Genomic DNA, 16,354 nt, shown 5'->3' with positions numbered 1-16,354 from the left:
GAACCGGGACGGTCCGCTCGCTCCATGCTGATCGCGGTGCCCGGCGGCATCCAGCGCCGGTTCATCCACTGATCGCCGGGTCACCCCTCGGCCGGGTACCGGGGGTCAGGTAGCGGCGGCGCCGATGACGGCCAGTAACTGCAGCTTGTCGTGGCTCTCGCTCCCCGGCGCCGCCGTGTAGACGAGCAGGCGGTGCGACTGATCCGGGTCGAGGAGGGTCTGGCATTGCAGTTCGAGCGCGCCGACCTCCGGATGCCGGAACCGCTTGACCTCGGGCGGAGCGATGCCGACCTGCTGGGCGTCCCACAGAGAGCGGAACTCCGCGCTGCGTTCTCGGAGCGACGCCGCCAGCCCGGCCGCGCGCGACGATGGGCCCCGCAGGGCTACGATCTCGCGAAGACCGCCCGCGTACACCCGGGACAGCACCGCGTGCTCGGCCTCGTCGTACGACGCGCGTGCGGACGGGTCGGTGAACCAGCGGTAGCCGAGGCTGCGCGCGTCCCCGGTGTGCCGGGTCGCGTCACCGACGAGCGCCACGCTCAGCGGTGTCTGCCTCAGAGTCTCACCGAGCTCCGTGACGATCTCGGCGGGGGTGTCGTGCAGGCGGTCGAGGATGCGCAGCAGCCCCGGGCTGACATGATCGCTCGCAGGCCCGCGAGCGGGCGGCGCGTGTCCGGCGAGACGGAAGAGGTGGTCGCGCTCGCCGAGTGTCAGGTGCAGCCCCTGCGCGATCGCGGCGAGCATCTGCACCGACGGGCGGGGACCGGTGCCGCGCTCGAGACGGGCGTAGTAGTCCGTCGACATGTTGCAGAGAGCGGCGACCTCCTCGCGGCGCAGCCCGGGAGTCCGGCGACGCTGGCCGCGCAGGAGCCCGACATCCGAGGGCTGCAGCGTCTCTCGCCGCGTCCGGAGGAACGCGGCGAGCGTGTCTCGATCGATCATGTGGCGTTCGCCTTCCGGGTCGAGCGGTGCGGCATCCGTTCTACCGGTCGGCGGCGAATGCAGCCAGGACCTGCCGGTCATCCCTTCGTCGGGCCTCGACACCACAGACGACGACTCCTTCTGAGAGTCGCCTTCGGGCCGCAGATCGCCCACTTCTCCTCAGCTGGCGGTCGAGCCGAGGAGAACAAGCCAATCTGATCGGCGAGGCGCTCCGAATTGAATCATGTCGGGCCTCATGGCGCCGGGGGGACCATGTTGACGGCGTATTACAGAATGGTCCGTAACCCACTGCCGTCGGTCTCCAAGAAGGGGGCATGGATGCGACCGGACCGTCCGCTCATCGCTCGAGGTGAGTTCGAGCTGAACAAGTTCCGCGCCGACGGGCGCGAAAAGCTGCTGAGCCTGATGCCGCTGACGACCTACATGTCGTCGGCGAACATCGGATTCACGGCCGTGCGCGATGACAACGCGCTGCTTCGCGCCAACGTCGTCCGCGTCGGCGCGTATCTCTTCACTCATGCGCGAATGCCGGCGGCGACGGTCGTGTGGCCGCGAGACGAGCGCTCCCGAAATCGCGTCGTGGCGATCGTCGCGGAGGGGCGCGCATTACAGGTGCGCTCGGACGCCCCGGTCGTGGCCCGGCGGAGCTCGTCGTTCCTGATCCCGCCCGGTACGGCGCCGGTCACGATCGAGGCGGCCGAGCCGACCGAGCTCGTGTTCATCAGCCTGGATGCCGGTGACTTCGCCTCCCGGCGGCGGATGGGGTTCGACCGCATCAGCCGATCAGGAGCCGACGAAGCGGTGATACGGCCGTTGGTGACGTTCGTGAAGGCGCTGTGCGCCATCGAGTCGGATGTTGTCGAGATGGGCGGTTCCCCGCTGGGCGACGCTGCGGCCGAAGTCTCCGTCGCGCTCGTCGCATCGCTGATCGGCGACACGCCCCCGGAGCTGTCGTTGCCGAACGCGGTGATGGACATCCTGGTCCGCGAGTATGCGTCGCCGACTCTGTCGCTGTCTTCCGTCGCGAATCGGCTGGGCGTTTCGACCCGCACGGTGCAGAGCGCCCTGAGTGCGCAGGGGCGTACGTTCTCGGAATCGCTCCTCGAGATCCGGCTCAGGGCGGCGACCGAGCTTCGGCGGCACAACCCGACGATGACGCTGGACCTCGTTGCCCGGGCGACCGGATTCGGCACGCGCCAGTCTCTGCATCGGGCCATGCGCAAGGTCGACGAGTCGTCCACCTGACGCTCCGGTCGGGCTCCCCGCGCGCTGTCCGTGTACTGAATCGCGCAAATTTCAGAAACCCGCGTCACGTTTCGTGAAGCGAACCGTGGAGAAGGTGATGGCCTCCCTATGCTCCGGCTGGGAGGCACGCCCAGGGGCGCGCCGCGCCCGAGACGATGCATGGACGGGGAAAAGATGAACAGCACCATGGGATCCACGCGCAACGGGAGGCCGCCGGTACGCGGTCGTTTCCGCCGAGCGCTCGCCTCGATCGCCGTGGGGAGTCTCGCTGCGGCCACGCTGGTCGCCGTGAACCTGGCGTCGCCGCTTCCCGCGAGCGCGGCCGCGGGAGATCCGTTCAGCCCGGCTGAACCCGTCGTCTACATCGCGCAGGAGGACCCGACACAGCTCCAGCGCGCCATCACGAACGGCAGCGGGGGCTCCTTCACGTTCTCCGACGAGGGCGGTCCGGCCCCCGTGACGTACAACGCGATCGGCTTCAACCCCGCCGACAATTACATGTACGGCATGGTCAACATCGGCAACAGCAGCATCCCTGCCGGGTCGCTCATCCGCATCGGGCAGGGTGGAACGGTTACCCGGGTGGGTACGACCGTCTACACGCACACGGGGAACACGACCACCCGGTGGTTCTCGGGTGCTTTCAATCCCGCCGATGGACTCTTCTACGTCTCCGACTTCGCTCCGCAGACGTCCATGCTCGCGATCAACGTCGCAACCGGCGCCATCGCCCGGCGTGTGGCTCTGAACGACGTGCCCAACGTTCAGGATTTCGCCTTCAAGGACGGCTTCGCGTGGGGTGTGAACACCTCGGGCCAGATCCGGCGGATCAATGTCACCACCGGCGCGATCACGACTTTCGGTGCCGTGCTGCCTGCTACCGGTGGCGGATACGGCGCGGCGTGGAATTTCGGTAACGGCAACCTGGGTTTCTCGTCCAACAGCTCTGGCGTCGTGTACCAGGTGAGCATCGTCAACGGTGCCTCCGCGCAGCCGACGTTCCGCCTGGTGAGTCAGATTTCCGGACCGCCCTCGAGCCGCAACGATGGCACCTCGATCCCCGGCCTGCCTGCCGACCTCTCGATCGATAAGACCGGACCGGCCACGTTCACGTCCGGCGAGCGCATCAGCTACCAGGTCACGGTCGTGAACAACGGCCAGGGCGTCTCGAGCGGCTGGACCGTCACCGACACGCTGCCCGCGGGTCTGAGTAGCCCCCAGGTCACCGGCGACGTCGCCTCGAGCATCAACGGGTCGACTGTCACCGTCACGGGCGGGCGGCTTGCTGTCGGAGAACGCGAGACCTTCACGATCTCGGCGGCCACCAACGTCTCCCCGCCCGCGTGCATCACGAACACGGCGAGCGTCGTCGGCAACGAGCAAGACCCGAACTCCGCGAACAACCAGGACAGCGCGCAGTCGTGCGCCCTGGCGCTCTCGGTCACCAAGACGTCCAACGCGACGGCGAACTCGCGACCGGGCGACGTCATCACGTACACCGTCCGCGCAACCAACACCGGAGCAGGCAACTACACCACTGCGAACCCGGCGGTGGTGTTCGACAACCTGTCGGGCGTGCTGGACGACGCGACCTACAACAACGACGCTGCGGCATCCCGCGCCGGCGCCCTGTCGTACCAGCAGCCGCGCGTCTCGTGGTCCGGTGCGCTCGCGGTCGGACAGTCCGTCGACATCACCTACAGTGTCAGGCTCAAGGCCGGCGGTGATGGCGCGGCCCGCAACGTCGCGTGGGTTCCGAACGATCCGTCCGTGACGACACCTCCGAGCTGCAACCCCGCGACCGGCGGCATCGACAACGCGACCGGCCAACCGTGCGCGGTCGTGACGGTCAATCTGCCCCGTCTGACGATCGACAAGTCTGCGAACACGACCGAACTCCCCGCGGTCGGCGAGCAGGCGACCTACACGATCGTCGTGCGTAATCCCGGGCCCGGGGCCTACACCGCCGCTGAGCCGGCGACCGCCACGGACGACCTGAGCGACGTCCTCGACGACGCCACCTTCGACGACGCGTCGCTGACGGCGTCGACCGGCACCGTCACGCGTTCGGGCAACACGCTGTCGTGGAGCGGGCCCCTCGCGGCCGGCGCTCAGGCGACGATCACCTACTCCGTGACCTACACGGGCGAGGGCGATCAGATCCTCCGAAACTCGGCGTGCGTGCCGACGGACCAGACGGCCCCCGGTGCTCAGAGCTGCGACCGCGTGCAGATCCCCGGCGCGCTGCTCACCCAGTGGAAGAGCGCGCAGGCCTCATCCGATCCGGTCGTGGCCGGGTCGACGATCACCTACACGCTCTACTTCGACAACGACGGCGAATCTGCTGCAACGATCGACGCCGTCGACGACCTCACCTACGTCCTCGACGACGCCGATGTCACCTCCGAACCGACGAGCCCGAACGGCCTCACCGCAGTTCGCGACGGCGCGCGGATCTCGGTCACCGGCTCCGTCCCGGTCGGCGAGACCTACACGGTGACCTACACCGTAACGGTGCGTCCGGACGGCGAGAGGGGCGACAGTGTCGCGTCGAACTTCCTGCTGGCGCCGGGCGAGACGCCTCCTTCCGGCGGCGAATGCGTGCCGACGGATGACGAGCAGCCGAACTGCACGAGCACGCCGATCACCGGCGTCGCTTACACCAAGACGGTCACGGCTTCCGAGTCGCCGGTACGCACGGGCACGGAGCTCACCTACACCGTTCGAGTGACCAACACCGGAGCCACCACCGTCGACGTCGCGCAGGACGACGACCTCAGCGACGTCCTGGATGACGCGACCCTCACCGGTGCCGCGGCCTCCGACACGCCCTCGGTCACCGTAGCCGGCCCGACCGACGACATCCTCGCCATCCGCGGAACCCTCGCGGTGGGAGCGACCGCCGAGGTCACCTACACCGTCACGGTCAATGCGTTCGGCGATCGCGGCAACAACCAGGCCTCCAACTTCCTGGTTCCGCCCGGAACGCCCCCTGCCGGGCCGTGTGACCCGGCCGCGGAGAAGTGCACCGACACGCCGATCGCCGGATACACCATCTCGAAGTCGGCCGACGTCGAGAACGCGACGCCCGGATCCGTCGTCACCTACACCGTCACGGTGACTAACGTCGGCGGGGTGGCGTACACCGCCGACAACCCGGTGTCGTTCTCCGATGATCTCTCTGCCGTTCTCGACGACGCGACCTACAACGACGACGTGTCGGCGGGCGGGTCGGTGAGCGGGAACACCCTGTCGTGGTCCGGCCCGCTCGAGGTCGGCGCCACCGTGGACGTCACATACTCGGTCACGGTCGACGACCCGACCCAGGGCGACTCGGTGCTGGGCAACGTGGTCGTCCCCGGCGACCCGACGGGCGAGTGCCTGCCGGACGCCTGCGAGACGACGACGCCTGTCGCGTCCTACACCGTGGACAAGACGGCCAGTGCCGAGTCGGTCATGGCCGGTGGTGTCATCACCTACTCGGTTGTCGTCACGAACACCGGGCAGGTCGACTACACCGCCGAGAACCCGGCATCCTTCGATGACGACCTCAGCGGCGTCCTCGACGACGCGACCTACAACGGCGACGTCTCCGAGGGAGGTGCCGTTGCGGAGAACACCCTGACGTGGTCCGGCCCGGTCGCCATCGGGCAGTCGGCCACCGTCACGTACTCGGTCACCGTCAACGACCCGCTGTCGGGCGACCGTGAGCTCGTCAACGCCGTCGTTCCGACGACCCCGGGCGGCAGCTGCGACTCGGATGGCACGTGCACCACGCGGACGCCTGTCGCCTCGTACACGGTGTCGAAGTCGTCGGACTCCGCGACCGTGCGTCCCGGCGGTGTCGTCACCTACACGGTGACCGTCACTAACACCGGCGACGTCGCCTACACGGCCGACGACCCCGCGTCGTTCGCTGATGACCTGTCCGGAGTTCTGGATGACGCGAAGTACAACGACGACGCCACGAACGGGGCGACCGTGTCGGGCAACACCCTGACGTGGTCCGGCCCGCTGGGGGTCGGCGAGTCGATCGAGGTCACGTACTCCGTGACCGTCGACGACCCCGTGACCGGCGACTTCGATCTCCGCAACGCCGTGACCCCCTCGGGGCCGGGCGGAAGCTGCGACGGCGTGTGCGAGACCACCACTCCGGTGGGTGCCTACCGGGTCGTGAAGTCGACCGAGACCACCGAGGTCGTCGCGGGCGACACGGTCGAGTACAGCATCCAGGTCACCAACACCGGCCAGGTCGCGTACACGGCAGACGACCCCGCGTCGTTCACCGATGACCTCTCGAGCGTGCTCGACGATGCCACCTACAACGGCGATGCGACGAGCACGTCGGGGGCAGGGGTGTCGTACACCGCGCCGGAGCTCAGCTGGTCGGGTGCGCTCGCCGTCGGCGAGACGGTCACCGTCACGTACTCCGTGACGGTCAACGACCCGGCGACGGGTGATCGGCGACTGGACAACACCGTGGTGACGCCTCCGGGCTCGGGCGGCAACTGCGTCGAGGGATCGACGGACCCCGCGTGTGTGGCGAACGTCCCGGCATCGTCGTACTCCATCGCGAAGTCGGTTTCGTCGGGTACGGCGCTGCCGGGTGACACGGTGACTTACACGGTCACCGTCACCAACACGGGAGCACTGCCCTACACCGACGAGAACCCGGCGTCGTTCACGGACGACCTCTCGCGCGTTCTCGACGACGCGACCTACAACGGTGACGTGTCGCTCGGTGGGCAGGTCGCCGACGACACCCTGACGTGGGCGGGTCCCCTCGCGGTCGGCGAGTCGATCCAGGTCACGTACTCGGTGACCGTCGACGACCCGGTGTCGGGCGACTTCGACATGCGCAACGTGGTGGCTCCGTCCAGCCCGGGCGGCGAGTGCCTCGAGGGTCAGTGCGCCACGGAAACGCCGGTCGCAACCTACGGCGTCACCAAGACGTCGGATGTGCAGGACGTCGTCCTCGGTGGCACCGTGACCTACACGGTCGTCGTCGAGAACCTCGGTCAGGTCGCGTACACCGACGATGCGCCGGCATCCATCAGCGACGACCTGTCGGGCGTTCTGGATGACGCGACGTACAACGACGACGCGACCTCGGGAGCTGAGGTCGACGGGACGACGCTCGCATGGTCGGGCCCGCTCGCGATCGGCGAAAGCGTGACCATCACGTACTCGGTGACGGTCAACCAGCCGTCGACCGGCGACGGACGCCTGCGCAACGCGGTCGTGGGCGACGCCCCGGGCGGCCGTTGCGAGGGCGCGTGCGAGACCGATACCCCGATCGCGAGCTACCGCGTGACGAAGGACGTCTCGTCGGAGCGGGCCACCGTGGGTGACCGGCTCACCTTCACGGTGACCGTGACCAACACCGGCCAGGTCGCCTACACCGATGAGCGTCCCGCGTCGTTCACCGACGACCTCAGCTCCGCGCTGCGCGTGGCCTCGTACAACGGCGACGCGAGCAACGGCGCCGAGTATCAGCAGCCGGTGCTGTCGTGGTCGGGTGCCGTAGGAGTGGGCGAGAGCGTCACGGTGACGTACTCGGTGACGCTCCGCTCGGTCGGTGAGATCCGGAATGTCGTGGTGACCCCCGACGGGTCGGGTGCGAATTGCGCCGAGAACGCGACGGACGCCGATTGCGCCACGCGGACCGTCGTGGTCCCGCCGGGCCTCGCCGTCACCGGCGGTGCGCTCTGGATGGGCGGCGGACTCGCCGGCATGGCTCTCGTGATGCTCGGTGTCTGGCTGGTCGTGCGACGCCGTCAGGAGGCAGCATCCGCCTGATGGTCTGAGGTCGACGCAGCGGCGGTCGCGGGTTGCCCGCGGCCGCCGCTCGCGTCGCCGGTGGACGTGGAGCGAGAAAGGCGTGTGTGGCGATGACGATCCTCGATGAGCCGGCGCAGTCGCGCGACGACGTGCTTCTCGACAGAGTGCGCATGGGCGACATGGCCGCGTTCGGCGAGCTTTGGCGTAATCACGCCGGGTCGGCGCTGTCTGTGGCCCGCGGGTTCCGCGGTCTCGATCCCGACGACCTCGTCGCCGAGACGTTCGAGAAGCTCCTGCGAGCGCTCCGCAAGGGAAAAGGGCCGACCGGAGCCTTCCGTCCGTACCTCATCGCATCCGTGCGAAATGTCGCCCGGGACCACTACCGATCGCGCCGGGAGTCAGCCGACGACGACCTCGAGCTCATCGTCGACGAACGGGCGCTGAGCGGCGAGGACGCGGCGACGAGGTCGCAGGCCCATGACGCTGCTGCGCAGGCGTTCCAGTCGCTGCCGGAGCGGTGGCGCGAGGCCCTCTGGTACAGCGAGGTCGACGGCCTGCCTCCGCGACAGCTCAGCGACGTACTCGGGGTTTCGCCGAATGGGGTCTCGGCACTGGTGGTTCGCGCCAAGCGCGGGTTCCGCGACGCCTGGGTGAGCGCGCAGCTGGCGCGGTCCGGGTCTGAGGAGTGCCGCCCGATCGTGGCCGAGCTCGGCGCATACACGCGCGACGCGCTGTCTGCTCGCGACCGCAAGCGCGTCGATCAGCACCTGCTGACCTGCGAGTCGTGCCCGGCTGCGCTCACCGAGGCCAGGTCCATCTCGCAGACGCTCGCGCTGGTGCTGCTGCCCGTCGTCGCGGGAACGGCGGGCGCCGCGACCTACCTCTCCAGCGCGCCGGCGCCCTCCATGCCGCTCGCCCTCGGCGCGGGGGGCGCGCCGGCGCCCGGGCCGGGGGAGGCGCGTCCCGTCGTCCGGCCGGGAAAGCGGCGGCTCGTGATCGCCGGCGTGGGGGCGGCTCTGCTCCTGCTGGTCGCGGCCGCGGTCTGGGGGATCACGGCGTGGTCGAGCCAACTCGGCGTCGAGTCCGCAGATCGGGGCTCGGTTCCGGGTGCTCCGGCGAGTCCGGTGCCGGGGCTCGAACCCGAATCCGTGCCGGGCGAGCCGACGGTGGAAACCGAAGCCCCGATACCGTCTCCGACGCCGACAGGTGACGCCGATGACCAGCCGGTCTCTCCCGTGGCCCCGGGACGGCCGAGTCCTGCGCCCTCCGTCGACGCGCCCGCCGATCCGACCGTCCCGGTGCCGGTGCGGCCTCAGCCCGGCTCCGAGCTGCCGGCCGCTCTGACGGCAACGGTCTCGCAGGCCGATTCGCGGATGCTCCCGGTGATCAGCGGAACGGATGCTGTGCCGGGGGCAGTGATCTCACTGCTCGACGAGGCTGGTCAGGTCGTCGGCGAGACCCGCGCCGACGCCTTCGGGCGCTGGACGGCGCGGGCGACGGGGCTCGCCCCCGGGACGGGTGGGCTTCAGGCTGTTCAGAGTGTTGCGGGTGTCACGTCGACGCCCTCCGGGGCGGTGCCGTACACGGTCGATGAACCGCCCCTGCCGGCGAGCCCCACTGAATCCGCGACGGTCGACGCCGACCGATTCGCGTTCCGGCTCACCGCGCCGGGCGGCACGGTCATCCAGCGGATGCTGCCGGGTGACGACACCGTCCAGACCCTCACGATGCCCGCAAGCGGCGTATGGAACGAGTACCTGGCCGTGCCTCCCGGCGAGAACGTCATGCGCCTGCGCTACGCGAACCCGCAGGCCCGTGATTTCGGCCCGTGGAGTTCGACGCGGTTCATCGCCAACTGAATCGTTCGAGCGCGGATCACGTCACGATCCGCGTGTGCGGGTGTCTCTTGAGCGAAGGCCGCACCCCGACGAACAGGCGCACGCATGACGCAGCTCGACACCATCGACACCCCGCACCCCGACCGTGCGGACGATCGCGGGGAGGTCCGCGACATCGTGCGCGGCATCGTCATCATCGGCGTGCTCGCGTTCGGGATCTGGCTCAGCCTGGCAGGCGTCGCCTACGCCTTCGCACAGGTGGTGCTCGCCGTGACCGACTGATCGGACGGGTGGTGACGCCGATCTTCAGCCGGCGTGCGCGCGGACGCGGCGACGGATGACGGTGGTGGTCACGGCGATGAGGGCGATGCCGGAGATCAGCGCGATCGGAAGCGACGCATAGCCCGCCGCCACGCTCGAGATCGTCGCGCCTACGAGCGCGTATGCGGCGGTCGCGGCGTACCAGATCGATCCCCGCGAGATCACGAGGAACACGACGGCGAGGCCAGCGGCCGCGGCGATCACGAGGATCTGCCAGGTGGTGCCCCACCCCCCGTCATTCGGCGCGCCCGATCCCTGCAGGACCGTGGCGACGTTGACGAAGAACGCCATCGAGGTCCAGCCGGCGTACAGGCCCTGCGAGGCATAGAGGGTGACCCGGTCGAGGGGCTTCCACCCCGCGATCTCGTCGCGGCCGTGAGAGATGCGTGCCCAGGCGGCGAGGTTCGCGCCCACGATCAGCAGGAAGGGCAGCAGGGTGATCGCCGACTGCTGTCCGAACGCGGCGGCGGTCAACCACAGGAAGAAACCCGCGTAGAGGAGCACGTTCGGCGCCACCAGCCGGTCGCGCACGGGTGAGTCCGCTGTCGACCGCCGGGCCTGGAGCAGCGCCCAGAGGATGCTCGCGGAGATGATGACGCCCCAGATGCTGAACATCGGCCCGGGAGGAACGATCGGTGAGAAGTCCGCGCCGCCTTGCAGTTCCGTCGGCGACCACAGCTCGAACGCGAGAGACGAGACCGGCTGTCCGATCGCCAGAGCCAGAACCGCGACACGTCCCCATCGCACACCGGATGACGCGGTCGATGCCTGGGGTGTCGTGCTCGTGGTCGTCATAGTCGTGTCTCCTTCTCGCTTCTGCGCGAGAACCTATGACGATTTAACTAGAAAAGCTAGCTACCTTCACATGGGTGCAGTCGTGTGGCATCATGCGGACGGCCCGAGGCGCGTCATCGATCGTGACGCTGGCTGACGGGGAGCCACAGCATCGTCTGCTCCCGGATGATGAACCCGCCCGGAGGAGTATCCGGTGCGTCGGCCTGCATCGCTCCGCCTCGTGAGTGGAGCTCGACGATTGCTGCGCTGCGTCGCCGGACCAGCTCGGCGAGGTCGGGACGCTTCTCGAGCTCGCGCGTGAGTTCGGCAGTCATCCGCTCGCGCTGGGTGGCGATCTCCGCCGCAACGTCGAGGTGCGCCGATTCGACCCCGGTGTCGATGTCTTCGGTCATCTGTCGTCCGCGTGCCCGCACCACGCGGACGACAATCGCCGCGATTGCCCCCAGCACCGCGCCGACGAGATATGCCGTTCGCACCCAGCCGTCGGTGACCACCACGGCCACGCTCGCGGCGGCCATCAGCGAGATGGCGAGCAACGTGCTCTGCAAGGCGACCGGTCGTCCGAGCGGTCGCCCCCCAGCAGCTGCCACCGCCGCGACGACCCCGGCTCCCACGACCACGCTGACGATCGCGCCGGGAACCACGGTGTTCTCGATCCCGAGGCGGATGCCGTTGAGCATGCCGATCGGCAACACGGAAAGCAGCAGCAGGACGAACACGACGCGAAGGATCGCTCCACTGTGCGGGTCGCGCGCGCCGAAGCGCTCACGAAGATGCGCTGTGACGCTGCGCCGTGCGGCGTTGCTGGCCGCCGCGCCCTCGCGCCAGAGCCGGTCGACCAGGTCGCCGAGTCCCGCCGAACGCAGAACGGCGGCATCGACGTCCGCGCGGGTGAGGCGTCGGGGCGGACGTGCGCCGAAGTCCAGGCCGGCGAGGCTGTCGGGCGACGGATCGGAACGAGGCATCACCGACGATTCTCCCCCCTCGGCGGAAGCCCCTGACATCGAGCCCTCGCCGCACCACGGTACCCGCGCGCCCGCAGTCCGGGCCCGGCGAGGAGGAGACTGGGAGCATGGTGCGTCAACTCAGCGCCCGTCGTCTCGCCGTCGCGGTCGCGCTGGCCGCGCTGGCGGGGTACCTCGACGGCTGCGGCTTCATCCTGCTCGGCGGCTACTTCGTCTCGTTCATGACCGGCAACACCACACGCCTGGCGGTCGACCTCTCGAACGTCGACTGGTCGGCTGCGGGCCTCGCCGCCGCGCTCATCGTCGCGTTCGTCCTGGGCGTCATGGCGGGGACCGCGCTCACGTCGCCGGCATCCGATCGCACCGTGCACATCCTCGCCGTGATCACCGTCGCCACCGCCGCCGCCGCCCTGGTGGCGGGGTCGTTCGCGCCAGTCGCAGCGGGATCGCTGCTCGCCTTCGGCATGGGGGCGGCCAACACCGTGCTCGCGCAGCGGCAGGACGTCGCGTTCGGGGTCACCTACATGACGGGAGCCCTCGTCAAAGTGGGGCAGGGCATCGTCCGCTCGCTGCGCGGCGCAGACCGCTGGGGCTGGTCGCGGCACCTCCTGATGTGGGCCGCGGTCGCGCTGGGGGCGGTCGCGGGCGGCCTCGCCTCGTCGGCCCTTGCATCGAACGCGCTGTGGGTCGGGACCGGTGTCGCCGCCGCGCTCACCCTGGCGGCGGCCGTGTGCCGGATGCAGCGCACGCGCGCGCGGACCCCTTAATGGTTCGCTCGTTCGGGCACCAGCCCTTTTCGCCGGATCGGCCCCGCCCCTAGCGTTGAGGCATGGCGCGCGACGACGAACAGCCGGAGGACCTCTACACCGCCCCGATCACCCTCCCGGGGGCCGCGGGCACCGACGGCGAAGACACGGACCTCGAGGTGCCCGAGATCAGCTACGACGAGCAGCGCTACCCGGCCCGCCCGCGCCGGTTGCGACCGCGCGACCAGTTCCGCGGCGGCAGCGTTCGCCGCAACATGACCGACCCGCGGACGGCGAACGGCAGCAACCCCTCATACGTCGAGTGGCTCGTGCGGCAGTCGATGCTGAAGGATGCCGACGTGCTCGCGCGTCAGCTGTCGGGGCAGCCCGCCATGTGGCGCAACCCGTACGCCCGTCCCGATGCGCGCCGTGCGATCTCGACGACCGACGTCTGGTTCACGGCCTACCCCATCTCGCTCATCACCCGCCCCGGCCAGTCCTTCCTCGCCGCGCTCGGCGATGACCGGCTGTGGTCGGTGTTCGAGCGCATCGGCATCACCGCGATCCATACGGGGCCCGTGAAGCGCGCGGGTGGCATCACCGACTGGCGCGAGACTCCCAGCGTCGACGGCCACTTCGACCGCATCAGCACCTCGATCGATCCGGCGTTCGGTACCGAGGAGGAGTTCCGTACCCTGTGCGACGTCGCGGACGCGCACGGCGGCAGCGTGATCGACGACATCGTGCCGGGTCACACCGGCAAGGGGGCCGACTTCCGCCTGGCCGAGATGGGGTTCAAGGACTACCCCGGGATCTACCACATGGTCGAGATCCCGCCGGAGGACTGGCATCTGCTCCCCGACGTCCCCGAGGGGTACGACAGCGTCAACCTCGACTCCGCGAACGAGCACGAGCTCGCCGAACGCGGCTACATCATCGGCGCGATGCAGCGCGTGATCTTCTACACCCCCGGGGTGAAGGAGACGAACTGGAGCGCCACGGCCCCCGTCATCGGACCCGACGGCGCGACTCGGCGCTGGGTCTACCTGCACTACTTCAAGCAGGGGCAGCCGTCGATCAACTGGCTCGACCCGACCTTCGCGGGCATGCGCCTCGTGATCGGCGACGCCTTGCACTCGCTCGGCGAGCTCGGCACCAGCGCGCTGCGCCTCGACGCCAACGGCTTCCTGGGCGTCGAGAAGAGCGCGGAGGGGCTGCCCGCCTGGTCGGAGGGGCACCCCCTCTCGCATGCCGCCAACCACATCATCGCGGGCATGGTGCGGAAGGTCGGCGGCTTCACCTTCCAGGAGCTGAACCTCACGATCGAGGACATCCGCGACACGGGTGCGGTAGGGGCCGACCTCTCGTACGACTTCATCGGACGCCCGGGCTACCACCACGCCCTGGCGACGGGGCAGACGGAGTTCCTGCGCCTCGCGCTCACCTCGTCGCTCGAGCTGGGCGTCGCACCGGTGCAGCTCGTGCACGGGATGCAGAACCACGACGAGCTGACCTACGAACTCGTGCATTGGGCGACGCGGCACGGCGACGACGTGTACCGCTTCCGCGGGCGCGACATCACCGGCAGTGAGCTCGCGGAGGAGATCCGCGCCGATCTGACCGAGCATCTCACCGGAACGGCCGACTACAACCGCGTCTTCACGCAGAACGGCATCGCCTGCACGACGACATCGCTCATCGCGGCATCCCGCGGCATCGCACGCCTGGACGACATCGCCGACGCCGATGTCCCCGGCATCCGAGACGCCCACCTGCTTCTCTGCGCGTACAACGCGTGGCAGCCGGGGGTCTTCGCCCTCTCGGGCTGGGACCTCGTGGGAATGCTGACGGTGCCCGCCGATGAGGTCGCCGACCTGCTCGGCGCCGGCGACACGCGCTGGATCGAACGGGGTGCGCACGATCTGCTCGACGCCGACCCGACCGCGACGCGTTCGGCGTCGGGGATGCCGCGCGGGCGCGCCCTCTACGGCGCCCTGCCCGCGCAGCTCGACGATCCGGAGTCGTTCGCCTCGCGGCTGTCGGGCATCCTCGATCTGCGTCGCGAGCACGGCATCGCGACCGCTTCGCAGGTCGACATCCCCGAGGTGGCGCATGCCGGGATGCTCGTGCTCGTGCACCGGCTCGACGACGGCGACCCCCACGCGGATGCCGCGATGCAGGTGACCGTGCTGAACTTCTCGCCCGAGCCGACGGAGGGCACGGTCCGCTCCGAGCAGCTCGTGCCGCGCAGCGAGGTGTACGACGCGGCCTCGGGCGAGACGATCGGCCGCGTCGACGACCTGCAGAGCTTCAGCGTGTCGCTGCCCGGCTACGGCGCGAAGTTCCTGGTGCTGCGCGCGCCGGAGCCTCTCGAGGATTGACGCCGCGATACATCCGTCGGACCGGTGGTGCTGGTGTCGCCTCGGCGAGGCGTCCGGTAGACACGGGCACCGCCCATCCGACGAATGTATCGCCGCCTCAGGCCAGTGCGGCGTCGATGCCGGCGAGGGGCACGGGCAGCCAGCCCGGGCGATTGCGGGCTTCGTAGATCGACTCGTAGACGGCCTTGTCGAGCACCAGGGCCCGCAGGAGCACCGGGTCCAGGGCGATCGCGCCGGGGGCCGCGGCGTACGTCTCGACGAAAGCTGAGCGGCAGGCTGCAGCCCACCCCATCGGATCGGGTCCCTCGCCGACGGCGCCGGCGTAGTCGAACGAGCGCAGCATTCCGGCGACGTCACGCGGCGGCAGATCGGGGATGGCGCGCTCGGCCATCGGCCGCAACGGCTCGCCCTCGAAGTCGACGATGCGCCATCCTCCCGCCGGCACGGCGAGCACCTGCCCGAGGTGCAGGTCGCCGTGGATGCGCTGGAGGCGCGGCCACGGGCGGGCGAGGGCCTCGTCGTACACGGCGCCGATCGCATCGACGCGATCGGCGACGGCGGGCACCTCGGTGGCCGCGATCGACAGCCGTCGGCGCCACGCCGCACCCGTCGCGCCGACCTCCCTCGCTGCCGCCTCGGTCGTGTCGAGCGCCGCGCCGAGCGCGCCGTGCACGCCGGCGACGGCGATGCCGAGGTCACGGGCGGCGTCGGTGAAGTCGCGGTTCTCGCGCGCGGCCTCGAGGGCTACTGCCCAGCCGTCGCGGACGCCTCGGAGGAACTCCTGCGCGAAACCGAGGGTGCCGCGAGCCGAACCGGAGTCGCGTCCGATGTCGGGCCATTCGGCATCGAGGCTGCCGAAGAACCTCGGAACGAACGGCGACCCCGCATCGCTCAGCACCCGCTGCACCGTCACGTCGGGGTTCTCGCCGTGGTGGAGGGCGCGGAAGAGCTTCAGGATGATCGTGGGCTCACCGTCGACGTCGAACACGATCGATGTGTTCGACTGTTCGCCCGTCAGCACGCGCGAGCCGGTGACTCGTGTCACGTCGACGCCCATCTCGGCCAGCGTGCCGATCGTGAACCCCGTGTTGCGCGTCGCGTCGACGAGGTACTCGTCGCCGTCGCGGGCGACGACGTCATCACCGTCGGCTGGCGCGGACACCCGCGCCAGCGGCACGTTGTAGAGCGTCGGCAGGGCGCCGGCGTCGTCCATGAGGAGGTAGCGCGTCGCGCCGGGCGCGGGTTGCGCGTCGAGGATGCGGAATCGCGGTCGGTGGCTCTTGCCGGCGTACCACCGCTGTCGCGCCGCCCAGGCGCCGAGCTCATCTGTCAATCGCACG

Annotated in this window: 10 protein-coding genes; 6 read left to right on the top strand and 4 right to left on the bottom strand. The window is 69.7% G+C overall.

Annotated elements, in window-relative coordinates; genetic code table 11:
* Positions 1-105: 105 nt before the first annotated feature.
* Positions 106-942 carry a helix-turn-helix domain-containing protein gene (locus QUC20_RS14590; RefSeq protein WP_289330334.1) on the bottom strand — a complete coding sequence of 279 codons (837 nt, stop codon included), beginning with the start codon at positions 940-942 and terminating at the stop codon, positions 106-108.
* Positions 943-1,260: 318 nt separating this feature from the next.
* On the opposite strand from QUC20_RS14590, the gene QUC20_RS14585 reads away from it, so the two are divergent.
* The 4 genes from QUC20_RS14585 to QUC20_RS14570 all read left to right on the top strand — a co-directional run bounded on the left by QUC20_RS14585 (position 1,261) and on the right by QUC20_RS14570 (position 10,088).
* Positions 1,261-2,187, top strand: coding sequence for a helix-turn-helix domain-containing protein (locus QUC20_RS14585; protein ID WP_289330333.1), 927 nt, complete (start codon positions 1,261-1,263; stop codon positions 2,185-2,187).
* A 186-nt stretch (positions 2,188-2,373) separates the two neighbouring features.
* Positions 2,374-7,986: a DUF11 domain-containing protein gene (locus QUC20_RS14580; RefSeq protein ID WP_289330332.1), complete on the top strand. Its 5,613-nt coding sequence runs from the start codon at positions 2,374-2,376 to the stop codon at positions 7,984-7,986.
* Positions 7,987-8,078: 92 nt separating this feature from the next.
* On the top strand, positions 8,079-9,827 hold the full coding sequence (locus QUC20_RS14575) for a sigma-70 family RNA polymerase sigma factor (protein WP_289330331.1): 1,749 nt from the start codon (positions 8,079-8,081) through the stop codon (positions 9,825-9,827).
* Between the two features lie 84 nt (positions 9,828-9,911).
* The gene (locus QUC20_RS14570; protein WP_183045346.1) at positions 9,912-10,088 is read left to right on the top strand and encodes a hypothetical protein; all 177 of its coding nucleotides are present in this window, start codon (positions 9,912-9,914) and stop codon (positions 10,086-10,088) included.
* A 24-nt stretch (positions 10,089-10,112) separates the two neighbouring features.
* Here the strand turns inward: QUC20_RS14570 and QUC20_RS14565 are convergent, their stop codons facing one another.
* Positions 10,113-10,922, bottom strand: coding sequence for a TspO-related membrane protein (locus QUC20_RS14565; RefSeq protein WP_289330330.1), 810 nt, complete (start codon positions 10,920-10,922; stop codon positions 10,113-10,115).
* 113 nt (positions 10,923-11,035) lie between these two features.
* Positions 11,036-11,887, bottom strand: coding sequence for a hypothetical protein (locus QUC20_RS14560; protein WP_289330329.1), 852 nt, complete (start codon positions 11,885-11,887; stop codon positions 11,036-11,038).
* Between the two features lie 107 nt (positions 11,888-11,994).
* On the opposite strand from QUC20_RS14560, the gene QUC20_RS14555 reads away from it, so the two are divergent.
* Positions 11,995-12,654 (top strand): YoaK family protein, encoded by a 660-nt coding sequence (locus tag QUC20_RS14555; protein ID WP_289330328.1) that lies wholly within the window; start codon positions 11,995-11,997, stop codon positions 12,652-12,654.
* A gap of 62 nt (positions 12,655-12,716) precedes the next feature.
* Positions 12,717-15,014, top strand: a complete 2,298-nt coding sequence (treS, locus tag QUC20_RS14550) for a maltose alpha-D-glucosyltransferase (protein ID WP_289330327.1) — start codon at positions 12,717-12,719, stop codon at positions 15,012-15,014.
* Between the two features lie 97 nt (positions 15,015-15,111).
* Here the strand turns inward: treS and QUC20_RS14545 are convergent, their stop codons facing one another.
* The gene (locus QUC20_RS14545; protein WP_289330326.1) at positions 15,112-16,353 is read right to left on the bottom strand and encodes a maltokinase N-terminal cap-like domain-containing protein; all 1,242 of its coding nucleotides are present in this window, start codon (positions 16,351-16,353) and stop codon (positions 15,112-15,114) included.
* Position 16,354 lies beyond the last annotated feature (1 nt).

The sequence above is a fragment of the Microbacterium arborescens genome (genome assembly GCF_030369635.1).
In the GTDB taxonomy this organism is placed as follows: Bacteria; Actinomycetota; Actinomycetes; order Actinomycetales; family Microbacteriaceae; genus Microbacterium.
The sequence above is the reverse complement of the archived record's forward strand: the minus strand, read 5'-3'. Positions and strand labels throughout refer to the sequence as shown.

Excerpts from the sequence above, each read along its gene's own strand:
- QUC20_RS14590 (WP_289330334.1), bottom strand. The coding sequence starts at position 942 with ATGATCGATCGAGACACGCTCGCCGCGTTCCTCCGGACGCGGCGAGAG.
- QUC20_RS14580 (WP_289330332.1), top strand. The coding sequence starts at position 2,374 with ATGGGATCCACGCGCAACGGGAGGCCGCCGGTACGCGGTCGTTTCCGC.
- QUC20_RS14575 (WP_289330331.1), top strand. The coding sequence starts at position 8,079 with ATGACGATCCTCGATGAGCCGGCGCAGTCGCGCGACGACGTGCTTCTC.
- QUC20_RS14570 (WP_183045346.1), top strand. The coding sequence starts at position 9,912 with ATGACGCAGCTCGACACCATCGACACCCCGCACCCCGACCGTGCGGAC.
- treS (WP_289330327.1), top strand. The coding sequence starts at position 12,717 with ATGGCGCGCGACGACGAACAGCCGGAGGACCTCTACACCGCCCCGATC.
- QUC20_RS14585 (WP_289330333.1), top strand. The coding sequence starts at position 1,261 with ATGCGACCGGACCGTCCGCTCATCGCTCGAGGTGAGTTCGAGCTGAAC.
- QUC20_RS14565 (WP_289330330.1), bottom strand. The coding sequence starts at position 10,922 with ATGACGACCACGAGCACGACACCCCAGGCATCGACCGCGTCATCCGGT.
- QUC20_RS14555 (WP_289330328.1), top strand. The coding sequence starts at position 11,995 with ATGGTGCGTCAACTCAGCGCCCGTCGTCTCGCCGTCGCGGTCGCGCTG.
- QUC20_RS14560 (WP_289330329.1), bottom strand. The coding sequence starts at position 11,887 with ATGCCTCGTTCCGATCCGTCGCCCGACAGCCTCGCCGGCCTGGACTTC.